The sequence below is a fragment of the Curtobacterium sp. MCBA15_008 genome (genome assembly GCF_001865065.1).
Taxonomy (GTDB): domain Bacteria; phylum Actinomycetota; class Actinomycetes; order Actinomycetales; family Microbacteriaceae; genus Curtobacterium.
Map to the genome: position 1 here is coordinate 129,675 of NZ_MJGN01000034.1, position 23,100 is coordinate 152,774.

Annotated in this window: 21 protein-coding genes; 12 read left to right on the plus strand and 9 right to left on the minus strand. The window is 71.4% G+C overall.

The genetic code is table 11. The features are described 5' to 3' along the window. Positions 1 to 76 precede the first annotated feature (76 nt). Positions 77 to 1,282, plus strand: a complete 1,206-nt coding sequence (locus tag BIU96_RS13555) for an MFS transporter (protein WP_071293131.1) — start codon at positions 77 to 79, stop codon at positions 1,280 to 1,282. A gap of 67 nt (positions 1,283 to 1,349) precedes the next feature. Here BIU96_RS13555 and BIU96_RS13560 read toward each other — a convergent pair whose 3' ends face one another. From BIU96_RS13560 to BIU96_RS13570, 3 genes are all read right to left on the minus strand, one after another. Beyond that, positions 1,350 to 2,735 carry a hypothetical protein gene (locus BIU96_RS13560; protein ID WP_071293132.1) on the minus strand — a complete coding sequence of 462 codons (1,386 nt, stop codon included), beginning with the start codon at positions 2,733 to 2,735 and terminating at the stop codon, positions 1,350 to 1,352. A gap of 134 nt (positions 2,736 to 2,869) precedes the next feature. Continuing rightward, complete coding sequence (locus BIU96_RS13565; RefSeq protein WP_071293133.1) at positions 2,870 to 4,036, minus strand: Vms1/Ankzf1 family peptidyl-tRNA hydrolase; 1,167 nt, start codon at positions 4,034 to 4,036, stop codon at positions 2,870 to 2,872. Further along, positions 4,017 to 4,340 (minus strand): hypothetical protein, encoded by a 324-nt coding sequence (locus BIU96_RS13570; RefSeq protein WP_071293134.1) that lies wholly within the window; start codon positions 4,338 to 4,340, stop codon positions 4,017 to 4,019. The genes BIU96_RS13565 and BIU96_RS13570 overlap by 20 nt, the downstream gene beginning before the upstream one ends. 196 nt (positions 4,341 to 4,536) lie before the next feature. On the opposite strand from BIU96_RS13570, the gene BIU96_RS13575 reads away from it, so the two are divergent. From BIU96_RS13575 to BIU96_RS13615, 9 genes are all read left to right on the plus strand, one after another. Beyond that, positions 4,537 to 5,901, plus strand: coding sequence for a sugar ABC transporter substrate-binding protein (locus BIU96_RS13575; protein WP_071293135.1), 1,365 nt, complete (start codon positions 4,537 to 4,539; stop codon positions 5,899 to 5,901). Positions 5,902 to 5,999: 98 nt separating this feature from the next. Further along, a complete protein-coding gene (locus BIU96_RS13580) occupies positions 6,000 to 7,013 on the plus strand; it encodes a carbohydrate ABC transporter permease (protein WP_083402934.1) in 1,014 nt (337 codons plus the stop codon). Continuing rightward, positions 7,010 to 7,945, plus strand: a complete 936-nt coding sequence (locus BIU96_RS13585) for a carbohydrate ABC transporter permease (protein ID WP_139200040.1) — start codon at positions 7,010 to 7,012, stop codon at positions 7,943 to 7,945. The genes BIU96_RS13580 and BIU96_RS13585 overlap by 4 nt, the downstream gene beginning before the upstream one ends. Then, positions 7,942 to 10,956, plus strand: a complete 3,015-nt coding sequence (locus BIU96_RS13590; RefSeq protein ID WP_139200041.1) for a glycoside hydrolase family 2 TIM barrel-domain containing protein — start codon at positions 7,942 to 7,944, stop codon at positions 10,954 to 10,956. The genes BIU96_RS13585 and BIU96_RS13590 overlap by 4 nt, the downstream gene beginning before the upstream one ends. Positions 10,957 to 11,050: 94 nt before the next feature. Beyond that, the gene (locus BIU96_RS13595; protein WP_071293137.1) at positions 11,051 to 12,148 is read left to right on the plus strand and encodes a glycosyltransferase; all 1,098 of its coding nucleotides are present in this window, start codon (positions 11,051 to 11,053) and stop codon (positions 12,146 to 12,148) included. Continuing rightward, on the plus strand, positions 12,148 to 12,600 hold the full coding sequence (locus tag BIU96_RS13600) for a polysaccharide biosynthesis protein (RefSeq protein WP_071293138.1): 453 nt from the start codon (positions 12,148 to 12,150) through the stop codon (positions 12,598 to 12,600). The genes BIU96_RS13595 and BIU96_RS13600 overlap by 1 nt, the downstream gene beginning before the upstream one ends. Next, positions 12,597 to 13,118, plus strand: coding sequence for a glycosyltransferase (locus BIU96_RS13605; protein ID WP_071293139.1), 522 nt, complete (start codon positions 12,597 to 12,599; stop codon positions 13,116 to 13,118). Before BIU96_RS13600 ends, BIU96_RS13605 begins: the two co-directional genes overlap by 4 nt. Then, entirely contained in the window at positions 13,115 to 14,347 is a 1,233-nt protein-coding gene (locus BIU96_RS13610; RefSeq protein ID WP_071293140.1) for a hypothetical protein, read from the plus strand. Before BIU96_RS13605 ends, BIU96_RS13610 begins: the two co-directional genes overlap by 4 nt. Continuing rightward, a complete protein-coding gene (locus BIU96_RS13615; RefSeq protein WP_071293141.1) occupies positions 14,341 to 15,717 on the plus strand; it encodes a hypothetical protein in 1,377 nt (458 codons plus the stop codon). The genes BIU96_RS13610 and BIU96_RS13615 overlap by 7 nt, the downstream gene beginning before the upstream one ends. Positions 15,718 to 15,813: 96 nt before the next feature. On the opposite strand, the gene BIU96_RS13620 is transcribed toward BIU96_RS13615, so the two are convergent. Then, positions 15,814 to 16,236, minus strand: a complete 423-nt coding sequence (locus BIU96_RS13620) for a DUF3151 domain-containing protein (protein WP_071293142.1) — start codon at positions 16,234 to 16,236, stop codon at positions 15,814 to 15,816. Between the two features lie 294 nt (positions 16,237 to 16,530). On the opposite strand from BIU96_RS13620, the gene BIU96_RS13625 reads away from it, so the two are divergent. Further along, positions 16,531 to 18,135, plus strand: a complete 1,605-nt coding sequence (locus BIU96_RS13625; RefSeq protein WP_071293143.1) for an ABC-F family ATP-binding cassette domain-containing protein — start codon at positions 16,531 to 16,533, stop codon at positions 18,133 to 18,135. A 17-nt stretch (positions 18,136 to 18,152) separates the two neighbouring features. On the opposite strand, the gene BIU96_RS13630 is transcribed toward BIU96_RS13625, so the two are convergent. From BIU96_RS13630 to BIU96_RS13645, 4 genes are read right to left on the minus strand one after another with little or no spacing between them, the layout of a single operon-like run. Beyond that, positions 18,153 to 18,848, minus strand: coding sequence for an SDR family oxidoreductase (locus tag BIU96_RS13630; RefSeq protein WP_071293144.1), 696 nt, complete (start codon positions 18,846 to 18,848; stop codon positions 18,153 to 18,155). Positions 18,849 to 18,888: 40 nt separating this feature from the next. Continuing rightward, a complete protein-coding gene (locus BIU96_RS13635; protein WP_071293145.1) occupies positions 18,889 to 19,374 on the minus strand; it encodes a DedA family protein in 486 nt (161 codons plus the stop codon). 36 nt (positions 19,375 to 19,410) lie between these two features. After that, positions 19,411 to 20,448, minus strand: a complete 1,038-nt coding sequence (locus BIU96_RS13640) for a YihY/virulence factor BrkB family protein (RefSeq protein ID WP_071293146.1) — start codon at positions 20,446 to 20,448, stop codon at positions 19,411 to 19,413. Positions 20,449 to 20,452: 4 nt separating this feature from the next. Beyond that, the gene (locus BIU96_RS13645) at positions 20,453 to 20,965 is read right to left on the minus strand and encodes a hypothetical protein (protein WP_071293147.1); all 513 of its coding nucleotides are present in this window, start codon (positions 20,963 to 20,965) and stop codon (positions 20,453 to 20,455) included. Between the two features lie 63 nt (positions 20,966 to 21,028). Here BIU96_RS13645 and BIU96_RS13650 point away from each other — a divergent pair, with 63 nt between their 5' ends. Then, positions 21,029 to 21,769 (plus strand): MBL fold metallo-hydrolase, encoded by a 741-nt coding sequence (locus tag BIU96_RS13650; protein WP_071293290.1) that lies wholly within the window; start codon positions 21,029 to 21,031, stop codon positions 21,767 to 21,769. A gap of 259 nt (positions 21,770 to 22,028) precedes the next feature. Here BIU96_RS13650 and BIU96_RS13655 read toward each other — a convergent pair whose 3' ends face one another. After that, positions 22,029 to 23,072 carry a Gfo/Idh/MocA family protein gene (locus tag BIU96_RS13655; protein WP_071293148.1) on the minus strand — a complete coding sequence of 348 codons (1,044 nt, stop codon included), beginning with the start codon at positions 23,070 to 23,072 and terminating at the stop codon, positions 22,029 to 22,031. Positions 23,073 to 23,100: the final 28 nt, after the last annotated feature.

Here is a 23,100-nt window from a genome sequence, read left to right on the forward strand (position 1 = left end):
ACCAGCCTAGTGGCGGTCGTCGTGGAATGGTATACCGTTTTGGTATACCAATCAGTTCCGAGACGAAACGACTCCGATGACCACCACGGCTCCACGCGCAACCGCCACTCCCCCGATCCCCGGCAGGGCGTGGACGATGCTCGCGCTCGGAGTCGCCGCACAGGCTGCGGGGACGCTCGTCGTCTCGGCGCCCGCGCTCCTCATCCCGTACCTGCACGCGCAGGGGACCTCGCTGACGCTCGCGGGGCTCCTCGCCGCGGCGCCGACGTTCGGCATGGTCCTGACGCTGATCGCCTGGGGTGCGGTCACGGACCGGTTCGGCGAGCGCCTCGTGATCGCCGGCGGGCTCGTGCTCACGACCCTCGCGGTCGCCGCAGCGTGGACGGCCGCGGGGAACCCGGTGCTGCTCGGGCTGGCGTTCCTGGCGGGCGGCATGACGAGTGCCTCGACGAACGCCGCGAGCGGGCGCGTCGTGGTGGGCTGGTTCCCGAAGGAGCGCCGCGGCCTGGCGATGGGGATCCGGCAGATGTCGCAGCCGCTCGGGGTGACGCTGGCCGCGGTCACGGTCCCGCAGCTCGCCGAGGCGTCCGGCATCCGGGCGGCGCTCGTCCTGCCGATCGTCCTCTGCGCGGTGCTGGCGGCGTGCTGCGCGATCGGCATCGCCAACCCGCCGCGCCCCGCACGGTCGACCGCACCGACAGCGGTCACGGAGAACCCCTACCGGACGAACGGCTTCCTGTGGCGGGTCCACGCGGTGTCGGTCCTGCTGGTCGTACCGCAGTTCACGCTGTCGACCTACGGGCTGGTGTGGCTCGTCGGGTTGGGGTGGTCGACACCCGCGGCCGGTCTGCTCGTCGGGGCGTCGCAGTTCGTCGGGGCGATCGGACGGATCCTCGTGGGCATCTGGAGCGACCGCGCGGGCTCGCGGGTGGGACCGTTGCGGATCGTCGCCGTGAGTGCCGCCGTGGTGATGGGTCTGCTGGCGCTCGTCGACGCGACGCACCTGGCCGGAGCCGCGGTGTTCCTGGTGGTCGCGACGAGCGTGACGGTCGCGGACAACGGCCTGGCCTACACGTCGGTCGCCGAGGCGGCAGGGCCGTTCTGGTCGGGTCGGGCGCTCGGAGCGCAGAACACCGGCCAGTTCATCGCGGCGAGCGCCGTCGGCCCGGGGATCGGAGCGCTCGTCGGCGCGCTCGGGTTCGCGGCGTCGTTCGGGATCGTCGCAGTGCTGCCCGTGCTGGCGCTGCCCCTGGTGCCGCGTCACGACCGCTCCCAGGACTGAGCGCGAACGCGAACGCGAACGCGAACGGGCGGCCGGACCGGAGTCCGACCGCCCGATGACACCGAGATCAGTTCGAGGTGAGATCGAAGTGCGTCACGTCACGCAGGTCGGTCGTGACCTGCGTGATGGTGTTGCCGAGGAACGCCGACCCGTCGAGCGCGGGGACCTTGACCTTCCACACACCATTCGCGTTGACCGTCGTGCTGAAGTGCAGGGAGTTGCCGGGGATGTCGACGGTGATCGACGCGCCGGGAGTCGCCTTGCCCTTCAGCGTGAACTTCTGGCCGGGGGTGTACTTCGTCGACGACGTCACCTTCGCCGCGACGAAGTCCGAGCCCTGGTCCTGACCCGAGCCCTGGTCACCGGGGTCGCCGGGGTTCGTGGGCGTCACCGGCGCGACGGGGGCGTACGGGTCGGAGAACACCGGGATGTCGACCGTCTTGGGGGCGGACGTTCCGGTCGTGGTGGTGAACGTCACCTGGAGGCTGGTGGCCGCCGCGCCGACCGGCACGTCGATACCCATCGGACCCTGCGGAACGGCGATGGTCGCTTCCGCGACCTGCTTGCCGTTCTCGGTGACCGTGAACTCGCCCGCCGAAGCCGGGACCGCGTACAGCGTGACGCTGTCGGCGCCTCGGTAGGACAAGCGCACATCCGGAGCCGCGGGCGCCGCCGAGTCGACCGGATCGGTCGTACCGGCGCCACCGCCACCAGGGGTGACCGGCGTGGTCGTGCCACCCGAGCCGTCGCCCGGCTGCTCCGGGTCGGTGGTGCCACCACCGGCGCCCCAGCCCGGGTCGCTCGCGTCGAGCACGGTCACCGAGGTCGCGTTCCCGGTGATGTTGCCGTGCCCGAGCGTGACCGAGAAGGTCGACGGGGCCGAGCCGACGAAGCCGGACGAACCGAGCGGCACGGTGACGAGCTTCGTGCTGTTGCCTCCGGCGTAGTCGTCGGTGGTGACGATCCGTCCGTGGGACTTCACCACGAGCTGCCCGGAGGCACCCGCCGTGATGGCGAGCACCGCGGAGTCGGAGGTCCGGGACTGCGCCGTGACGGTCGGCGTCATGTCGGCGGACGACGGGATGTCGACCGTGGTCGGAGCCGACTTCCCCGCGCCCGTCGAGAGCGTGACGGTGAGCTTCGCAGCCGCCGAACCGACGTCGATCGACGACCACGTGGAGGCGTACGCCTGCACCTGCTTGGTCGCGAGGACCTTCCCGGACGCGTCCGCGATCGTGAGGGTGCCGGCGGCCTGCGTGTTCGTGGTGATGTCGACGAACTCGGCGCCGCGCTGGATCTGCGCGACCTGCGGGGCCGCGATCGACGCGGCGGCGCTCGACGAGGACGCGGCGGGCCCGAACGATCCGGTGGCGGCGTTGGCGACGGTGGGGACGGCACACGCTGCGACGACGGCCAAGCCGGCGACGGCGGTGATGAGGAACCTGGGCTTCATGATGACTGCTTCCTGCCGTGGAAGAACGGCACAGTCACTCTAGGTGATATTTGACATGTCGTATTGACACGGATCCTCATAGAGAGGATGCCCGGCGCTGACGAGCACCGGGCACCCGGTTCGTTTCACTGGCCTCAGGCTGGGACCGCTGGCCCGACCGGCCACCGCAGCAGCGCCGTCGCGGCAGCACCGCTCGGCAGCGACGCGGCGTTCACCAGGACGAGCTCGGCGTCGGTGAGCACGATCGCCCGGACGAGCGCGCACACGGCAGGCACCTGGCCGAGTACGCCGGCACCCGCTGCCTGCTCGGGAGCCGTGGCGACCCACGGCGCGGCGTCGAGCGCGTAGAGCGTCCGGTCGCCGAGCGCCCCGGCGTCGAGGGCGACGACGGCCGCCTGGGCCTGCTGCAGTGCACTGACGACGGCGCCGATCCCGCTGACGCTCTCGTTGTCGCCGCGGCCCTCGTGCGTGCGGATGAGGTCCTGCACGTCGTGCCGTCTGGAGGCCAGGACGCGGGCGAGCGCGAGGTTGACGTGCTGCACGAGCGCCTTCTCGGATGCGTCGTCGGCGCGGGGGTCCACGGCGACCTCGGTCACGAGCGAACGGGTCGACGACGAGAGTTCGCCGCGGAGCAGTTCACGGGCGCGGATGTCCCCGGCGATGACGATCAATCGCGGGGACGTCGCACGGACGGTCTCCTCGAGCGCTGCCGCGACCTCGCCGGCGGTCTGCTTCCAGATCTCCTCGGTGTGCGCCTGCCAGTGCGGCTGCTTCCACCCGGTGCCCGCCTTCGCGTAGTGCAACGTGTCGGTGCGGCCCTGGATGCGCTGTTCGTCCTCGGGGTCGCCGGAGGGTGCGTGTCCGAGTCGGTAGCCACGGAACCCCCCGCCCTCGCGTCCGACGACGGCCACCAGGAACGGCAGGTCGAACGGCCGGTGGGCGAGCAGCGGCAGGAGGTCGGGGACCGCCCCGGTGCCGATCGACTCCTGGCCGCGGAGGTGCCCGGGCAGGACCTCGCTCAGGACGAGCTCGTCGTCGCGCACGAGCACGTACCGTGCGACCGGCGCCGGGGCTCCCGGCTGCTCGACGAGTTCCTCCTCGATGACCTCGATCGCCCGCGCGGACCCGCCCTGTTCCTTCAGCCCGTCGGAGACGGACCGGCGCTGGAGCGCGGCGATGCGACGCGGGTCCTCACGGTTGCCCGACGCGTCGACGTACGCCCACGTCCAGGTGCCCGGTTCCTGCAGGGCGCGGACGAGATCGTGCTGCAGTGCCGTGGTCTCACGCGTCGTCTGCGCCATGGTCCACCACCTTCCCCTCGGAGACCTGGTCGGTCTCGGTCGTGTAGACCGGCGTTCCCGCGCCGTCGGCGTCGTCCTCGGCGACGGTGCTCGTCGCGTCGTCCAGCAGCTCGCCCTCGACAGCGCCGTCGTAGCCCGAGGCCGCGACGGTCTCGGCGTCGTCGGTGTCGTCGGGGACCGGCTCGGACTGTCGGAACTCCTCGACGTGGCTGTTGCTGCCGTGCCCCTGGACGATGCTCTGCGCTTCGTGCGCGAGCTGCTCGTCGAGTTCGGGCCGGTGGGTGGTGTTCCCGCGATCGGTCATCGCTTCTCCTCCCGTTCGTGCCGGAGGTGGCGCTCGTCGCCGGTCCGGCTGTCGTGGTCCCCCACCTTCCACCGCCGCTCCGATGCGCGTTCGCAGGTCGGAGCGAACGTTCAGACCGAAGTCGAAACTGCACCAGCGCTCGGTTTTGTGGTTGGGTGTGCTCAACCCCGCTCGACGACGAACCGAGGTGCAGGCAATGACGCCATCGAACCCACGACGACCACTCACGAGACGACAGCTGTTCGGATTCGGGATCGGAGCGGCCGCCACCGGCCTGCTCGCCGGATGCGCGGTCCCCGGCTCGACGAACGTGAACAAGGCGGCGGTCATCCCCGCCGCCGCGAGCGGCCAGAAGGTCACACTGACCTACTGGGCCTGGCTCAAGGACCTGCAGAAGGTCTGCGACGTCTGGAACGCCTCGCACCCGGACATCCAGGTGAACGCGAACTGGATCCCCGGCGGCAACAGCGGCGGGTACCAGAAGATGTACTCCGCGCTGGCGGCCGGCGGTGGCCCGGACATCGGGCAGGTCGAGCTCCGGCAGATCCCGGAGTTCATGCTCGCGAACGGCCTGGTGGACCTCGCCCGCTACGGCGCGAAGGACGTCCAGGCGAAGTACGACGACGCGGCCTGGGCGCAGGTCTCGTTCGTCGACGGCGTCTACGGCATCCCGCAGGACACCGGCCCGATGGGGTTCTACTACCAGACGGCCCTGCTCGAGCAGGCCGGCGGTGAGCCCCCGGCGACGTGGGACGAGTGGCGCGAGCTCGCCGAGAAGGTCCGGAAGACCGGGCCGCAGAACTACCTCGAGGTGTTCCCGGTCGCCGACGCGTCGCCCTTCGCCGCGTACGCGCAGCAGGCCGGCGCCCGGTGGTTCAAGGTCGACGGTGACGAGTGGGTCGTGGACATGACGGACGACAAGACCCTGATGGTCGCGGAGTTCTTCGACGGCGTCATCGACGACAAGCTCGTCGACACCAGCGCCGGCGCGTACTCGCCCGGTTGGTACGCCTCGGCGGCGAGCGGCAAGATCGCGGCCGTCACGAGCGCGAGCTGGGGTGACGCGCTGATCGAGTCGGTGCAGGGCGGCGAGGGCAAGTGGAAGGTCGCCCCGATGCAGAAGTGGGGCGACACGGGATTCGGCTCGAGTGCGATCGGCGGGTCGACCGCCGCGGTCCTCGCGAACTCGCAGCACCCGAAGGAGGCCCTCGAGTTCATCACGTGGATGACCACCTCGAAGGCGGGCATCGACGCGATGATCAAGTACTGCGGCATCGGCTGGTCGCCCGCGAAGGACTACATCGGCAAGCAGCGCGAGAAGCCGAGCCCGTGGTTCTCCGGCCAGAACTACAACGAGGACGTCTTCGTCCCCGCCGCCAAGGAGCAGAACATCGACTGGTCGTGGTCGCCGGTGACGCAGTCGGCCTTCACGAGCCTGCAGAACCAGTTCCGGCGCAAGCTCACCAGCGGGCTCAAGCTCACCGACGCGGTGGAGCTCGCCCAGAAGGAGATCGTCCAGTCCTTCAAGGACAAGGGCCTCAGCGTCAGGACGGCACGATGAGCCAGCAGACCAGCACGAAGCCGGGCCAGCCGACCAGCACGACGACCGGGTTCCGCACGAGCACGAAGGCCACGGTCGCACAGAAGCGTGCGCCGTGGATGCTGCTCGCCCCGTTCCTCGCCCTGTTCGTGCTGACGTTCATCATCCCGATCATCAGTGCCCTGTTCCAGTCGTTCACGACCGTCGACCGGCAGGGGCTCTTCGGCGAGGACGGCGTCACCGGCCGGTTCGCCGGCTTCGACAACTACGTCACCGCGCTCAACGACAGCGGCTTCGTCGCCTCGATCGGCCGGATGCTGCTGTTCGGCGTCGTGCAGGTCCCGGTGATGATCATCGCGTGCACGATCCTCGCGCTGCTGCTCGAGTCGGCGAGCGCCCGCTGGCCGGGGTTCTTCCGTGCGGTGTACTTCATGCCCTACGGCGTCCCCGGGGTCATCGCGACGATCCTCTGGTCGTTCCTGTACGTGCCCGGGCTGTCGCCGATCGTGTCGATGCTGCAGGCCGTCGGGTTGCAGCCCGACTTCCTCGGCGCGAACAGCGTGCTCTGGTCGATCGCCAACATCGTCACGTGGACGTACACCGGCTACAACATGCTCATCATCGTGGCGCAGCTGAAGTCGATCCCCGGCGAGGTCTACGAGGCCGCGAGGGTGGACGGCGCGAACGCGTTCCAGGTCGCGTGGCGGATCCAGATCCCGCTCATCGCGCCGGCCCTGGTGCTCACGACGGTCTTCTCGATCATCGGCACGCTGCAGCTCTTCGCGGAGCCGCAGATCCTGTCGACGGTCGCCCCTGCCATCGACTCCGAGTACACGCCGAACTACGCCGCCTACACGAACGCGTTCGCGTTCAACGAGTACGGCGTCGCGAGCGCGCAGGCCGTCATCATCGCGCTGGCCGCGTTCATCCTGTCGTTCGCGTTCCTCGCGCTGGCGAACCGGCCGCCGAAGGACGAACGGGACAATCGCAAGCGGGCACGGCGAGACGGCCTGGAGGCGCAGCGCGCGCTCCAGACGCGCGCGTCGGCCCGACCGGTGGTCACCACCCAAGCCGCACCGGGCCTCCAGGCTCCGTCCGGTCTGCAGAACGGAACGAAGGGGGCGGACGCATGACCAGCGAAGCCATCGAAGCGCCAGCGAGCGCGAAGACCGCCGTCCCCGTCGACACCACGTCGATCAGTGCGCACCAGCGGCGGAAGCTCGACCGGTCCGGCAAGTCGCAGATCGTGGTGACGGGCATCCTCGTCATCGTCGCGATCTACTTCCTCGTGCCGCTCTACTGGGTCGTCATCGCCGCGACGAAGACCACCGGGGCGCTGTTCGCCACGAACGGGTTCTGGTTCGGCGGTGACTTCGCCCTGTTCAGCAACATCCAGCAGGTGTTCACCTACGACGGCGGGATCTTCGTCCGCTGGATCGCGAACAGCATCCTGTACTCGGGCGTCGGTGCCGTCCTGGCGACGTACTTCGCCGCGGCCGGCGGGTACGCGCTCGCGAAGTACGAGTTCCGGGGCCGGCAGCTCGTGTTCGGCACGATCCTCGGCGGCGTGCTCGTGCCCGGGACCGCGACGGCACTGCCGCTGTTCCTGCTGTTCTCGACGATGGGACTGACCGACACGTACTGGAGCGTGCTCATCCCGAGCCTCGTCTCCCCGTTCGGCCTGTTCCTCTGCCGCGTGTACGCCGCGGCGTCGGTGGACACGGCGCTCCTCGAACAGGCCCGCATCGACGGGGCCGGGGAGCTCCGGATCTTCCACACGATCGTGCTCCGGCAGATGACGCCGGCGCTCGTCACGGTGTTCCTGTTCCAGGTCGTCGGCATCTGGAACAACTTCTTCCTGCCGCTCATCATGCTGGCAGACCAGAAGCTGTACCCGATCACACTGGGACTCAACAACTGGCGGTCCCAGGTGGACCGGCTGCCGGAGTTCTACCAGCTCACCACCGGCGGGGTGCTCGTCTCGGTCATCCCGCTCGTCATCGCCATCATCGTCCTCCAGCGCTTCTGGCGCGGAGGCCTCACGGAAGGATCGGTCAAGGGTTGACCATCGCCACACTCGTCTCTCCTGCTCCCGGCTCGGACACCCGGCTCGCCCCTCGGGCCTGGTTGCACACCGACGCTCCGTCCCTGTCGCTGAACGGGGAGTGGGACTTCCGGTGGTCCCCGGTCGCGGACGTGCCGCTGCCGGGGCCGGAGGACGAGTGGGGCACCCTCCCGGTGCCGGCGCACTGGGTCCTGCACGGGCACGGCTCGCCGAGCTACACGAACCTGCAGTACCCGTTCCCGATCGACCCGCCCCACCCGCCGGAGGAGAACCCGACGGGCGACTACCGCCGGACCTTCGACCTGCCGGGCGCCTTCGATGCGGCGGCCCGGGTGCTGCTGCGCTTCGACGGGGTGGAGTCGCACTTCACGGTCTGGGTGAACGACACGGAACTGGGCTGGTCGACCGGGTCCCGGCTGGCGACCGAGTTCGACGTCACGTCGCTGCTGCGGCCGGGCGCGAACGAGGTCCGGGTGCGGGTGCACCAGTGGTCAGCGGCGTCCTACCTGGAGGACCAGGACCAGTGGTGGCTGCCCGGCATCTTCCGTGACGTCACGCTGCTCGCCCGGCCGACGGCCCCGATCGACGACGTGTTCGTCCTGGCGTCGTGGGCGGCATCGCTCGGATCCGCGGCCACGGTGGGCACCGCGGCGTCCGGGCGACCGTCGACGGGTACCGGGACGATCTCGTTCCCGACGCTCGACGCGGTGTTCCCCGTCCGGCTCGCGGTCCCAGACCTCGGCGTGTCCGTCGTGTGGCACACGGCCGACGACGTCGCGCCGATCGAGGTCGAGGGCGTCGAGCCGTGGAGCGCCGAGCTCCCGAAGCTGTACAACGCCACGCTGTCCACGGGCACGTCGGCGGGCGGGTCCGCGGGCGGCGAGACCGTCTCGCTGCGGCTCGGGTTCCGGACCGTGGCGATCGACGGCGACCGCTTCACGGTGAACGGCGAGCGCGTGGTGTTCCACGGCGTCAACCGGCACGAGACCCACCCGTCGCGCGGCCGTGTCTTCGACGAGGAGCACGCGCGCGCGGACATGGCGCTCATGAAGCGGCACAACGTCAACGCCATCCGCACCTCGCACTACCCGCCGCACCCCCGCGTGCTCGACCTCGCCGACGAGCTCGGGTTCTGGGTGATCCTGGAGTGCGACCTCGAGACGCACGGGTTCGTGTTCCTCGACTGGCAGGGCAACCCGTCCGACGACCCCGCGTGGCGCGAGGCGTACCTCGACCGCATCGCCCGGACCGTCGAGCGGGACAAGAACCACGCGTCGATCGTGATGTGGTCGCTCGGCAACGAGTCCGGCACCGGCCGGAACCTGGCCGCGATGGCGCAGTGGGTGCACGACCGCGACGACGAGCGCCCGGTGCACTACGAGGGCGACTACACGGGCGAGTACACCGACGTGTACTCGCGGATGTACCCGAGCCTGCAGGAGACCGAGTCGATCGGCGGCGGCCCGGCCACGCCCCTGCTCGGCTGCGGCCCGGCCGAGGCCGCCCGGCAGCGCTCGAAGCCGTTCATCCACTGCGAGTACGTGCACGCGATGGGCAACGGACCGGGCCAGATCGCCGAGTACGAGGCCCTCGTCGACCGCTACCCGCGCCTGCACGGCGGGTTCGTGTGGGAGTGGCGCGACCACGGGCTGCTCGCCCACACGGCGTCCGGCGAGGCGTACTACGCCTACGGCGGCGACTTCCACGAGGTCGTGCACGACGGGAACTTCGTGATGGACGGCCTCGTGCTGCCCGACGACTCCCCGACGCCGGGGCTCGCCGAGTTCGCGGCCGTCGTGGCACCGATCCGGTTCGCCGTGTCGGACCGCACCGTGCTCGTCGAGAACCGCTTCCACTCCGCCTCGACCGCCGGGCTCCGGTTCCACTGGACGCTCACGCGGAACGGCGTCGTCGAGCAGGAGGGCCGGTTCGCGCCCGGGGTCGTCGCGGCCCGCGAGTCGGCGACGATCCCGGTCCCGGACGCCGTGCTCGACGCTGCCGGCGCAGCCCTCGCCCCCGGCGAGGAACTGTGGTTCGACGTCGTCGCGGAACTCGCCGGGCCGACGGCCTGGGCGGACACCGGCCACGTCATCGCTCGCACCCAGACGCTCGTCGCGGGCCGTCCAGCGGAGGCCCCACGGGCCTCCGGTCAGGGCTGGGAGGGCGACCGTCTCGGCGACGGGACCTTCAGCGCCCGCGGGGACCTGGTGTCCTGGAGGGGCCACGAGGTCGCCGGTCCCCGGCTCGAGCTCTGGCGCGCGCCGACCGACAACGACCGTGGAGCATCGCAGGGCGGCTACGAGACCGCTGATCCGGTGCTCACGCACGGTGTCGGGGACCCGGCCGCACCGTCGTCAGCGTCGAAGTGGGAGGCCCGCGGGCTCGACCGGCTGACGCACCGGCTCGTGTCGGTGTCGCGGACGTCGCACGGGCTGGAGCAGCGGGTGCGTGTCGCCGCGGCGAACAGCGGATGGGGTCTCGACGTCACGCACCGCTGGACGCTGACGGACGCCGGGCTGCTGCTGCAGACCGACGCGGTGCCGTTCGGGGCGTGGGACGTCACGTGGCCGCGCATCGGCGTGCGGTTCGACCTGCCGCCGGGGCTGGCAGACGGTGACGCGACGTGGTTCGGCACCGGGCCGCTCGAGTCGTACGCCGACTCGACACACGCCGCCCGTGTCGGTCGGTTCACGGCGCCGGTCCGATCGCTCGGCGTGGACTACTCGATGCCGCAGGAGACCGGGCACCGGCCCGCGCTGCGCTCGTTGTCGGTCGGCGACCTGACGGTGCGGACCGTGGGTGCGCACCGTGCCGGGTTCACCCTGTCGCCGTGGACGGCGCAGCAGATCGGCCGTGCCGGACACCCGTACGAGCTGCCGGCGTCGGAGCACCTGTACCTGTACCTCGACGCGGCGCAGCACGGGCTCGGTTCGCGGGCGTGCGGCCTCGACGTCCTGCCCGAGCACCAGCTCTGGCCGCAGGCGTTCTCGTGGAGCGTGGTGCTGGCGTAGGGGACCACCCGCCCGAAGGGGATTGTCGACGTTTCCCTGGCTTCTGTTATTCCATCGTGTAGCATGTGAATATCAGTTACCAGGGAGGCTCGTCGTGATCGTCATCGTCCAACCCCATCTCCGCTTCGGCGGCGCCGAACGTCAGACGGTCAGCGTCGCCAACGCACTGTCGGAACGCGGGCACGACGTCGCTGTCGTCCTCCATTCGGGCGGCGGTGGGCTGGAGGGCACGCTCCGGCCCGAGATCGAGCTGCACGTCCTCGGCGTCGGCCACCACCTCGCAACGCCCGAGATCGCGCGGCGCCTGTACGCCGTGCTCCGTCGGATGCAGCCGTCGTTCGTCATCGTGAAGTTGTGGTCGTCGATCCTCGCGTGCGCCATGATCGACCGACTCCCCGGCGCACGCGACCACGTCTACAACTACTGCGAAGACCTCGACCCGCGCGACCACGCGACGTACATCGCCCTCGGCGGTGCGAAGCAGCGACTCATCGGTCGTGTCTTCCGCTCGCGGGCCCACCTGAGCGCGAACACCGAGACCGTCGCGTCGTCGATGGTCGACGTGTACGGACTCCGACGAGCGCCCGCGGTCATCCCCAGCACGATCGACGCCGACCACGTCCGACGACTGGCAGCTGCATCTCCTCAGGATCGGGACGACCGGCTCACCGTCGTGTCCGTCGGCAGCCTGATCGAGCGGAAGGGCCTCGATCGCACCTGGGCCGCGCTGCAACGGCTCGACCGTGCGGTGCACTGGCGCATCGTCGGCGAGGGACCGCTCCGGACCGAGCTCGAGGCGCTGCGGCAGGACGGCCAGGTGCAGATCAGCATCGAGGGCGGCCACGCCAACCCCTACGGGTACATGGCCGCCGCAGACGTCCTGGTCCACAGCGCGCGGAGCGAGGCGTGGGGCATCGTCCTCCTCGAGGCGATGGCCGTCGGCACCCCCGTCGTCGCCACCGGTGCGATCGGCCCGCTCGAGATGCAGCGAGTGCTCGGCGAGCGACCAGAGCTGATGCAGACCGTGGCGCTCGACGACGTCGACGGCCTCCGCGAGGCGATCGAGCGGAGCGCCGCGACCGATCGCATGCCGCTGCAGTCCTTCGACTCCTACATCGCGCCCTTCTCCGTCGAGCGCGCCACGCACATGTGGGAAGACCGTGCGACGCGACTCCTCGGAACGGACCGCTGATGCGCATCCTCTTCGTCTGCAGCAGCGGGGGCCACCTCGATCAGCTCCTCACGCTCATGCCGGCCCCTGACGGCGTGGACGTCGCGTTCGCCACGTTCCTGAAGCCCGACGCGCTCCCCAAGCTCGAAGGACACCGCGCCCACGGGCTCTTCTGGCCGACGAACCGGAGCCTCCGGGCACTGCTCGTGAACCTCGGCATCGCGCTCCGGACGCTCCGCGCCGAGCGTCCGGACCTCATCGTGAGCAGCGGAGCCGCGGCCGCCGTGCCGTTCTCGTGGGTGGGCAAGGTCTTCTTCCGGACGCGGAACGTCTTCATCGAGTGTGTCGACCGCATCGACAACCCGACGCTCACCGCTCGACTCGTCCGGCCGGTGACCGACACGTTCATCACGCAGTGGGACGGCCAGCTCGACGGCTTCCCGCGGCGCATCAAGGTGCGGAGGAGCAAGTGAGGATCCTGGTCTCCGTCGGCACGCACGAGCAGCCGTTCGAGCGCCTCCTCGACGCCGTCGCGGCGACGATCGACCAGCGCCCGCAGGACGAGTGGATCGTCCAGTTCGGCGTCGGGTCGTGGCACGTCCGTACGGACCGCGTCACCGCCGCCGACTACCTCGACGCCGACGCCATGCGCGACGCGCTGGAGTGGTCCGACCTGCTCGTCTCCCAATCCAGCCCCGGGAACGTGTTCGGTGCACTCGCGGCGGGCACGTGGCCCCTGGTCCTCGGTCGGTCGCATGCCGCCGGCGAGCACGTGGACGACCACCAGATCCGCTTCGCCCGGGCGCTCCAGGAGCTGGGGTACGCCACGGACGTCGGGAGCCCCGACCACCTCGCCGAGCTCGTTGCCGCTGAGTCGTCCTCAGCTCCCCTCGACCGCGCGGAGCGCACGCGCACCGCGGCACGAAGAGCGCGCGACAACGAACGCGCGTTCCGCAGCGACGTCTGGCGTGTCCTCAGGGATCGATCGTGACCGCCGTCGCGCCCTCCGGGATGTTCGCCCGGGGGGTCACCGCCTCCGTGGTGACGGGCATGTCGCTGGCATCGCGGGTCCTCGCGCTCCTCCTGCTCGTGCCGGCCGCGCGACTCCTGAGCACGAGCGACTTCGGCGTGTTCTCGCTGGCCCTCGGCCTTGCGATCGCCGTCGCGAACGTGGTCGGCGGAGCCCCCGCGGACCTCACCGCGACCGCGGCCGCCTCGGCACCTCGGCACACGTGGCTCCGGGTGACTCGGATCGTCGCAGCCCTCACCCTCGTCGAGGTCGCCCTCATCGTCGCCGTGCCGTTCGCGTCGGCCCAGGGCGCGGTCGTCCTGCTGTCCGGGGTGGTGAGCCTGACCGCGATCGGGCCGGTGCTCGCGATGAACGTGCTCCGCGGCCTCGACCGCCCGGTCGTCGGCGCGGCCCTGCCCTACGTCGTCCTCCCGGTCGCACGCGGTCTGGTGGCCGTCGCCGCGTTGTCCGCCGGGACCGACCTCGTCGGGCTCCTGACGGTGCTCGCCGGCGCCGGAGCGGTCGTCGGGATGCTGACCGTGGTCGTGCTGTTCGTGACCCGCCCGACGGCGGAGACCGGGGCCGTCGTGACGGTTCCGAGTACCCGCCGGGCGAGCCGCCCGCTCCTCGCCGTCGTCGCCGGGGCATCGGTCAGCATCGCCTGGTTGACCATCGGCCAGAGCAGCTCGGTCGCGCTGTCAGCGGTGGCCGGACCCGCTGTGCTCGCCGCATTCGTGCCCACGGCACGGCTGTGCGACTCGCTGACGGCGATCGGGATCGGCTACAAGGCGGCGGCGAACCGTGGGCTGCAGCAGACACGAGACGGGTCGCTCCCCGCACGGGCGCTGATCGGCATCCTCGGCTCCTTCGCCGTCGCTTCGTGCCTCGTGTTCGCCGTGGCTCCGATCGCCGTGCCCGCAGTCTTCGGAGCGGACCTGCACTTCCTCGGCGGCCCGGCCGTCGCGCTCCTCGGCGCGGCAGCGCTCTCCTCCCTCGTCGCGGTGAAGATCCAGTTGCTCTTCGCCCTCCGCCGCTACCAGCGGATCGCCGGGGCGTCCGCACTCGCATGCGTCGTCGCCGTGGTCGGAACCGGGGCGGCCGCCGCCGCGTGGCAGACCACCGGGGTCGCCGCGGCCGCGCTCGTCACCGCGGCTGCCTGGTTGGTCGCCCTGACCGCGCTTCCCTCCCGATCGGCAGGGACCCCGTGCTGACGCTCCTGGTGGTCGGCACGGTCGCGCTCACCTTCCTCGTCGTGCTCTGGGTGATCCCGACCTCGTGGCTCCTCCCGGTGGCCCTGCTCGTCGCGGCCCTCGTGCCGGTCAGCCGGCTGCCCCTCCCCGAGGCGATCACCGTGATCAGCCCCGGAGCAGTGGTCATCCTCGCCTGGATCATCCGACGCGACCGGACCGGACTCACCCACCCGACGAGGATCGTGGCGACGATCGGACTCCTGCTCATCGGTTGGCTCGTCATCGGGGTCCTCTCCGGCATCTCGGTCGAGCGCGGACTGGGCTGGGGCACCGCCTTCACCCTGCTGGTGCTCGTGTTCACGTTCGAGCGTCGGATCGCGGCCCTGGAGGCACGGCGTCTGCTCGACACCTGGATGTGGACCGGAGCGGCGCTGGCGGTGTTCGGAGTCGTCGAACGACTCCTCGGCTCGAACCCGCTCTACGGCCGCATCTTCGCATCCGGGGAGTACCCGATCTTCCAGTACTGGAGCGACTACCGGATCACCACGACGCTCGGCCACCCGCTGAACAACGCCCTCTTCCTCTCGGTCGCGACGGTCATCGCGATCGCGCGGTTCGTCGAGCGCGGGCGCGCCAGCGCACTGCTGGCCGCCGGCCTCGGTCTCGTCGGCGTCTTCCTGACCATCAGTCGGGGTGGACTCGTCGCCGTCGCGGTCGGCGTCGCGGTGATCGTCGTGGGACCGTTGTTCCGGAGGTCAGGGACCCCGGATGCCACCAGCACGAGCACGCGGGGGTTGATCGCCCTGGGGGTCGCTGGCGTCGGCCTCGTCGGCGTCACGCTCTCCCCGGTGTTCCAGGAACGGCTGAGCTCGTCGAACGGGCTCGCGTCCGCCCGTGCCCGCGACGAACTCGTGCCGCTCGTCCTGTCGACGTCCCAGCATCTCGGCTACCTCGGTTCCGGTCCGGGCACCTCGAACGTCCTCCTGCAAGAGCGCGGGACGCCCGTCGTCGTGGAGAACTCCTGGTTCCAGCTCCTCCTCAGCCTCGGGCTCCCGGGGGTGTGCCTGGTCGCCGCACTCATCGTGACCGCGGCGATCATGGCGCTGCGTTCGGGCTCCCTGAGCGCAGCGGCCGCGCTCGCAGCCCTGTCGACCTCCGCCGCTGGGTTCAACTGGATCGAGTCGGACCGCCCCGGGATGCTCTTCCTGGGTGTGCTCGTCGCCGCTGCGATGAGCGAGCGCGAGCGCCAGTCCGAGCGCAAGACCGAGGCCGAGGCCGCGGCCGCGGAGTCCCCACGGGCTGGGGTCGCGGGCGTGCGGCCTCGACGTCCTGCCCGAGCACCAGCTGTGGCCGCAGGCGTTCTCCTGGAGCGTGGTGCTGGCGTGACCTGATCGATCGCACCCCCCGACGAACATCGCGCCCCGCCACTGTGGGGCGCGATGTTCGTGCGGGGGTGCGACGGCGGAGGCGCCGCGCGGCGCCCCCGCCTACTCGGCGCTGAGCGCCGGGATCGCCGCCGGGTCGGACGCGTCGAGGAACTCCGTCAGCCGCTCCGGCTCGCCGCCCTCGCCGATCGCCTCGGCCGCCCGACGCAGCGCGAACAGCGCCCGGAGCACGCCGCGGTTCGGCTCGTGCGACCACGGCACCGGCCCGGCACCCCGCCACCCCGCCTTGCGCAGGGCGTCGAGCCCGCGGTGGTACCCGACGCGGGCGTAGGCATAGGACTCGAGTGTCGCGCCGCGCCCCCACGCCTCGTCGGCGAGGAGCGCCCACGCCAGGCTCGACGACGGGTGCGACACGACGACGCTCGCGACGGGGGCGTCGGCCTCGAGCGCAGCGGTCACCTCCGGTTCGGCGGGGAGGAGGGTCTCGGGGTTCGCGGTCGGGTTCGGCAGCAGGTTCTCCGGCATGCCCCCAGCCTGTCACCTCTTGCGCTCGCTCGGCCCCGGCTCTAGCGTGGGAGACCTCCTCGTCGTCATCACGAGGCACCCGGGGCGGGACGACCGACCGGCTGCACGGATGGCGGTCACGGGGACTCCCCGACGGAAGAAGACGGATTGCTGTCGATCACCGGTTCTGCTCAGCCCACGCGCTGACACCGTGATCGCGCGCCCTCCGTCGGGCGCCCCACCGCCCGTGCTCCGTGCCGTGCGTGGTGGATGCGGTGTCGTGCGCCCAGCATCGACCACCGGGGAGGCACTTCCGTGCCCAGCAGTCCATCCGTCGTCCTGAACGACGTCAGCTTCACCTGGCCCGACGGCACCGTCGCGCTCGGTCACCTCACCACCGCCTTCGGTCGGGGCCGGACCGGCCTGGTCGGGAGGAACGGGGCCGGCAAGTCCACGCTCGTCCGGCTGGTGACCGGTCGGCTCCACCCCACGTCGGGCACCGTCACGACGTCGGGTCTCGTCGACCACCTGCCGCAACGCCTGCAGACGGGGAACGACGACACCGTCGCCGACCTGCTCGGCATCCGTCGGTCGCTCACGGCGCTCCGCGCGGTGCTCGGCGGTGACGCCTCCCCCGGTCACTTCGACGTGATCGGCGACGACTGGGACCTCGAGGAGCGTGCCGCAGCGGCGCTCGACTCGATCGGTCTCAGCCCGACCCTCGGCACCGGCCACGGCGACGTCCGCGGCGAGGTCCTCGACCGACCGGCGTCGACCCTGTCCGGCGGGCAGGCCGTCCTGGTGGCGGTGGCCGGCATCCGGCTGCGCGGCCTGCCGATCGCGTTCCTCGACGAACCGACGAACAACCTCGACCGCCGCGGCCGCGGGCTCCTGCTCGACATGGTCGACGACTGGCCGGGCACCCTCGTCGTCGTCAGCCACGACCGCGAGCTCCTCGAGCACGTGGACGAGACCGCCGAACTCCGTGCGGGCGGCATGACCGTCTTCGGCGGGACGTTCAGCGCGTTCGAGGAGCACCTCGCCGTGCAGCAGGCCGCCGTCGAGCGCGAGGTCCGTGTCGCCGAACAACGCCACCGCGCCGAGAAACGGCAGCGGATCGAGGCGGAGACGAAGATCGCCCGCCGGGCCAAGGCGGGCGAGAAGGCCGGACGGTCGATGCCGAAGATCCTGGCGAACGAGCAGCGGAAGAAGGCGCAGGAGACCGCCGGACGGCTCCGGGTCGCGCACGGCTCCGCCGAGCAGGAGGCACTCGCCACCGCCCGCGAGGCCGAACTCCGGCTGCGCGACGACGAGTCCATCCACGTCGCCCTGCCCGACCCGGACGTTCCGGCCGCACGACGGATCGCCACCGTCACCGTCCGTGGCCGCGAGACCGTGGTGCAGGGACCGGAGCGGATCGCCGTCATCGGGGACAACGGCGTCGGCAAGACGACGTTGCTCGAACAGCTCGTCGGCACGCCGGACGCCCGGGAGCACCCGCTGCCGGACACGCACGCGACACCGCACGTCGACCGGATCGCGTACCTGCCGCAGCGGAAGGACTCGCTCGACGACACCGCGACCGTGCTCGACAACGTGCGGCGGGACGCCCCGCACGTGGCTCCGGGCGAGGTGCGGAACCGACTCGCGCGGTTCCTGGTCCGCGGGGACACCGTCGACCGGCCGGCCGGGGCGCTGTCCGGCGGCGAGCGGTTCCGGGTGGCACTCGCCAGCCTGGTGCTCGCCGACCCGCCGCCGCAGCTCCTGGTGCTCGACGAGCCGACGAACGACCTCGACCTGACGAGCGTCGACCAGCTCGTGGACGCGCTCCGGGCCTACCGCGGGGCCCTCGTGGTGGTCAGCCACGACGAGACGTTCCTCGACCGGCTCGACCTCACCACCCGGCTCGAGCTCGGGTGAAGGAGGATCCGGTCGGGTCAGCGCCGCTTCGTCGGACGGATCGCCAGGGACTCGATCGTGCCGCGCTCCGGCAGGTCGACGACGGTGCGGACGGCGTCCGCGACGTCCGAGGGGGCGAGGTAGTACGCGGTGTCGTAGTCCTCGCCGAGCTTCTCGGTCAGCGCACGCTGCATGTCCGAGTCCGTCCGGCCGGGGTGCACGCTCGACACCCGGACACCGTTCGCCCGCTCCTCGTCGCGGAGGGCGTCGGCGAACGCCCGGAGCGCGAACTTCGACGCTGCGTACACGCCGCCGCCGGGGCCGGAGTGGAAGCCCGAGCCGCTGTTGATCGGCACGACGATGCCCCGGGCGGCCCGGAGCGCGGGGAGGGCGAGCCGGGTGAGCTCCGCGACCGCGAAGAGGTTCGTCGCGAACACCGACTCCCACACGGCACGCGGGGTGTCGGCGACCGTGGTGCCCTGCTCGACGCCCGCACTGTGCACGAGCACGTCGAGCCGGTCGGGCAGCGCCGGGACGTCACCGGCGCCGAGGTCGCCGACGTACGGCGACGCGTGCGGCAGCAGGGCCACGAGCTCGTCGACGGCGTCGGCGGTCCGACCGCCGACCAGGACGTGGTGCGTGCGGCCGAGGTCGAGGGCGATGGCCCGGCCGATCCCACGGGTCGCGCCCGTCACGAGGGCGGTGGGCAGGACGGGAGACTGTTCTGTCGTCACGCAGGCCAGCCTACGGAACGCGAGCCGTGCCTCCAGGGCGTCAGGCGGACGTCGACGAGGTGGGCCGACGTCGACGACGCACCGACCAGGTGCCGACACCGGCCGCGACGACCAGGGCGACCAGCACCACCACGCCCCAGGGCGAGCCGGCGAAGGTGGCCAGGACGGCCCAGAACAGGGCGATGCCGACGGTGGCGTAGATGAACGCCCAGGCGACGCACCCGGGCAGCATCGCGAGCGTGTACCGCCACCAGGGCACCCGGGCGATCCCGGCGGCGGCGTTCATGATCGTCTGCAGGCCCACCGTGAGGAAGCTCAGCGTGACGACCGGCAGTCCCCAGCGGTCGAGGAGTGCCGATCCGCGACGGACCGCAGCCGAGTCGAGCCAGCGCCCCCAGCGTGACCGGGACGCCCCCGCGACCGCTCCGCGCGCCAGCCAGTACGTCGCCTGCGCACGGCAGAGCACCACGGCGAAGAGCGCGAGGACGAGCCACCAGAACGGGAGCCCCTCGAGGAAGGACGGCACGGGCGCACCGTAGCGGTCCGGGCCGGGAGGAGGCCGTCAGTCGTCGGACCGCCCGGCGTTCTGCCGGATCTTGATCCCCTCGAGGACGTCCTTCGCGCGCTGCTCGTCCTGCTTCTCGATCTGCCGGGTGTCACGCTCGGGCAGCTGGATGTCCTCCTCGGCGCGGATGCCCGCCTGGAGCTCCCGCCCGCGTTCCAGCTCGGCGTCGAACTCCGCGCCGAAGAGCAGGGCGTTGTTCGTGATCCAGATCCACAGCAGGAACACGATGACCCCACCGAGCGACCCGTACGTGGCGTTGTAGTTCGAGAAGTTGCCGACGTAGAAGCCGAAGCCGACGCTCGCGATGATCCATATGCCGATGGCGAGCAGCGCACCGCCGCTCACCCACTTGAACTTCGACTGCTTGATGTTCGGCGCCCAGTAGTACAGCACCGCCACCACGATGATCATGATCGCGAGCAGGATCGGCCACTGCACGATGGACAGCACGAGCGCCGCCACGTCGCCGAGCCCGATCACGTCGCCGAACGCCCGGGCCAGCGGACCGGACACGAGCGCGAGGAGGCCGAGGACGAGCAGCACGACCGTGAACAGGGTCACGCCGAGCATCGTCGGACGGAGCTTCCAGATCGGTCGGCCCTCGCGGACGTTGTAGATACGGTTCATGGCCCGGCCGAACGCGCCGACGTAGCCGGATGCCGACCACAGCGCACCGACGAGACCGACGATGAACGTGACCGGGGCGGCCGGCGACCGGACGAGTCCCTCGATCGGCTTCTGCAGCAGGTCGGCGACCTGCCCGCCGCCGACGTTGCGGACGACGTCGAGCAGGGTGTCGATGGTCTTCGCCGGGTCCGAGACGAGCCCGAGGATCGACACGACGGCGAGCAGCCCGGGGAAGAGGGCGAGCACCGTGTAGTACGTCAGGCTCGCGGCGAGGTCGGTGCACTGGTCGCTCGAGAACTCGCGCAGCGTCTTCTTGAGCGTGTACACGAACGTCGGCTTCGTGAGGTCGGCGGGGCTGTCCGGCTTCCGGGAGTCGTCCGGTGCCGGCTTCTGCTGGTCCTGCGCCACGGGTCTACCCCCTCGCCTTCACGGCCTGCTTCGATCGCTTCACCGCTTGCTTGCGGTTCTTGTCCGCCCGGCGCTGCACCGCGGCGATGCCGACCTGCTGCTTCACCCGGGCCCTGTGCATCGGGTCACGTTCGAGGGCGTCCTCGGCGGCCCGCTTCCGGGCCTTCCGGCCCTTGCGGCCGGACTGGCTCTGCTCCTGCGCGGAGGGGCCGCCGCGCGCGCCGAAGGGCAGCAGCGCGGTGAACGCCGAGCTCGCCGGCGGGTCGGCCAGGTGCCCTGCGGGGCTGTTCCGGAGCGCGATGCCGGTGACGATCGCGGCGATCCCGGCGGCCGCGGTGATGCCCATCGCCACGAGCGGCGTCGGGTCACGGTGCCAGCGCTGCCGGGTCTTCGCGATAGCCAGCCGGGTTCGGGCGGGCAGGTCCGCACGACGCCGGATCTCGGTCACGGTGTCGGTGATGTGCTCACGCGTGCGGACGTTCGCGAGTTCGAGCTCGGGGAGACTGTCCTTGGCCATTCCCCATTTCCTACACGTCGACCCCGGAACGCCGCACAGTGTGACGTGGCTACCGTGCGCATCATGCTCTTCCGAGACGTCGCCGAGGGGATCCACCGCCTCGAGATCGCACACACCAACACGTACCTCGTCGAGACCGGCGACCAGCTGCTCGTGGTCGACGCCGGCCTGCCCGCCGCGTGGCCGCACCTGCAGCTCGCCGTCCGGGACCTCGGGTACAGCCACTCCCAGGTGGAGGGGCTCCTGCTCACCCACGGGCACTTCGACCACGTCGGCACCGCCGCCCGCATGCACCGGGAGTGGGGCACGCCCGTGTACGTGCACCCGGGCGACCGGGACCTCGCCGCGCACCCGTACTCGTACCGGCCGCAGACGAACCGGTTCGGCTTCGTGGCGCTGCACCCCGGCGGGCTCGCGCCGCTCGGTCGGATGCTCCTCGCCGGTGCGCTGACCGTCGACGGCATCGCGGACACCCTGCCGATGGAGTCCCGCGCGGACGTCCCCGGCAACCCGTGGATCATCGAGACGCCCGGGCACACCGACGGGCACGTGGCGCTGCACTTCGCCGACCGCGACGCCGTCATCGCCGGCGATGCGCTGGTGACCCTCGACCCGTACACCGGCGGGATCGGGCCGCGGATCGTCGCCCCCGCGGCCACCGCCGACGTGGCCACCGCGGTCGCGTCGCTCGACCGGCTCGTGGACACCGAGGTGAAGCACGTGCTGCCGGGGCACGGCCCGGGGTGGTCGCTCGGCGTGCGGGCCGCGGTGGCGCAGGCGCGGCGGGCGGCCGGCGTCGCCTGACCGCGCGCGCGTCCGCGGCCGCGGGCGGCCGGCCGGCCGCGGCCACGAAAGCGACAGTTCGCGGCAGACCAGCTGGTCCTGGCTGCCGAAGCGACAGTTGTGCGCGAACGTTCCGGTGCGAACTGTCGCTTTCGCGGGGAGGCGGCGCGGCCCACGGGAAGGACGCGAGCGGACCCGCCACCGGCCCGACGCGACCAAGAGAGGGCCTGGAGGCGCGCGGCGGGCCCGCGCCGCGCCTCCAGGCCGTCAGCCGGTCACGTCAGGACGGGACGACGACGTCCTCGGGGCGACCCGACGCCGCAGAACGGCCCGCCGCCTCCATGAGCGCGAGACTCCGCAGGTTGTCGCGGCCGCTCGTCGCCGGGACCGGACCGCCGGCGACCGAGCGCGCGAAGGCCTGCAGCCCGCCCTGCCGGTCGGTGTGCTCCAGCGCGGGGAGCTCCACCGCGGCCGCCTCGTCGTCCTGCGTGCGGCGGATCGTGACGCGGTCACCCTCGACGGCGTTCGGTGCTCCGCTCCGGCTCGTGAACCAGAGTTCGCCGTCCTCGCCCTGGATGCTCCACTCGCCGGCCCAGGCCGTCCGGGGAGCGCGCGAGAGCCAACTCCCCCGGTAGCTCACGACCAGGCCGTCGTCGAGCTCGATGATCATCGACGCGACCGCTTCGTCCTGGTACTTGCTGTACGACGGGTAGGACGCCTTCGCGAAGACGCGGACGGCCTCGCGACCGGTGACCATCCGCAGCAGGTCGAAGTGGTGGATGGCCATGTCGTTGATCATCGCGTGCGGGAACGCGTAGTGCGGGTACTCTCCCGCGGGCTGGTCGTTGTCCCACTGGCGGAAGTCGATGGTGATCGCGGAGACCTCGCCGACGGTGTCCTTCGCCAGCAGCTCCTGCACGACCCGGGGCGCGGGGTACCAGCGGTAGTTCTGGCTGACCTGCAACACGAGGCCGAGCTCCTCGGCACGACGCACGGCGGTCACGGCCTCGTCGGTGGTGTTCGCGAACGGCTTCTCGACGAGCACGTGCTTGCCGGCCTCGAGCGCCTCGAGCGCGAGCGGCACGTGCGTCACGGCCGGGGCGGTGATGACGACGGCGTCGGCCTCGACCCCGGCGAGCGCCTCGGTGAGGGACGCGAACGTCGCAGACGCCGGCAAGCCGAGGTCCTTCCGGACGGCCTCGAGCGTGGCCGGCACCGGGTCGACGATCCCCACCACCTCCACTTCGGTGACCTCCGGGATGGCGGTGCGGGCCCAGTTGCCGCCCCACCCTCCGAGACCGACGTGGATGATCCGGACCGTCATGCGTGCACTCCCTCGTGGCTGGTGTCGC

Excerpts from the sequence above, each read along its gene's own strand:
- BIU96_RS13555 (WP_071293131.1), top strand. The coding sequence starts at position 77 with ATGACCACCACGGCTCCACGCGCAACCGCCACTCCCCCGATCCCCGGC.
- BIU96_RS13560 (WP_071293132.1), bottom strand. The coding sequence starts at position 2,735 with ATGAAGCCCAGGTTCCTCATCACCGCCGTCGCCGGCTTGGCCGTCGTC.
- BIU96_RS13565 (WP_071293133.1), bottom strand. The coding sequence starts at position 4,036 with ATGGCGCAGACGACGCGTGAGACCACGGCACTGCAGCACGATCTCGTC.
- BIU96_RS13570 (WP_071293134.1), bottom strand. The coding sequence starts at position 4,340 with ATGACCGATCGCGGGAACACCACCCACCGGCCCGAACTCGACGAGCAG.
- BIU96_RS13575 (WP_071293135.1), top strand. The coding sequence starts at position 4,537 with ATGACGCCATCGAACCCACGACGACCACTCACGAGACGACAGCTGTTC.
- BIU96_RS13580 (WP_083402934.1), top strand. The coding sequence starts at position 6,000 with ATGCTGCTCGCCCCGTTCCTCGCCCTGTTCGTGCTGACGTTCATCATC.
- BIU96_RS13585 (WP_139200040.1), top strand. The coding sequence starts at position 7,010 with ATGACCAGCGAAGCCATCGAAGCGCCAGCGAGCGCGAAGACCGCCGTC.
- BIU96_RS13600 (WP_071293138.1), top strand. The coding sequence starts at position 12,148 with ATGCGCATCCTCTTCGTCTGCAGCAGCGGGGGCCACCTCGATCAGCTC.
- BIU96_RS13620 (WP_071293142.1), bottom strand. The coding sequence starts at position 16,236 with ATGCCGGAGAACCTGCTGCCGAACCCGACCGCGAACCCCGAGACCCTC.
- BIU96_RS13645 (WP_071293147.1), bottom strand. The coding sequence starts at position 20,965 with ATGGCCAAGGACAGTCTCCCCGAGCTCGAACTCGCGAACGTCCGCACG.
- BIU96_RS13650 (WP_071293290.1), top strand. The coding sequence starts at position 21,029 with ATGCTCTTCCGAGACGTCGCCGAGGGGATCCACCGCCTCGAGATCGCA.
- BIU96_RS13655 (WP_071293148.1), bottom strand. The coding sequence starts at position 23,072 with ATGACGGTCCGGATCATCCACGTCGGTCTCGGAGGGTGGGGCGGCAAC.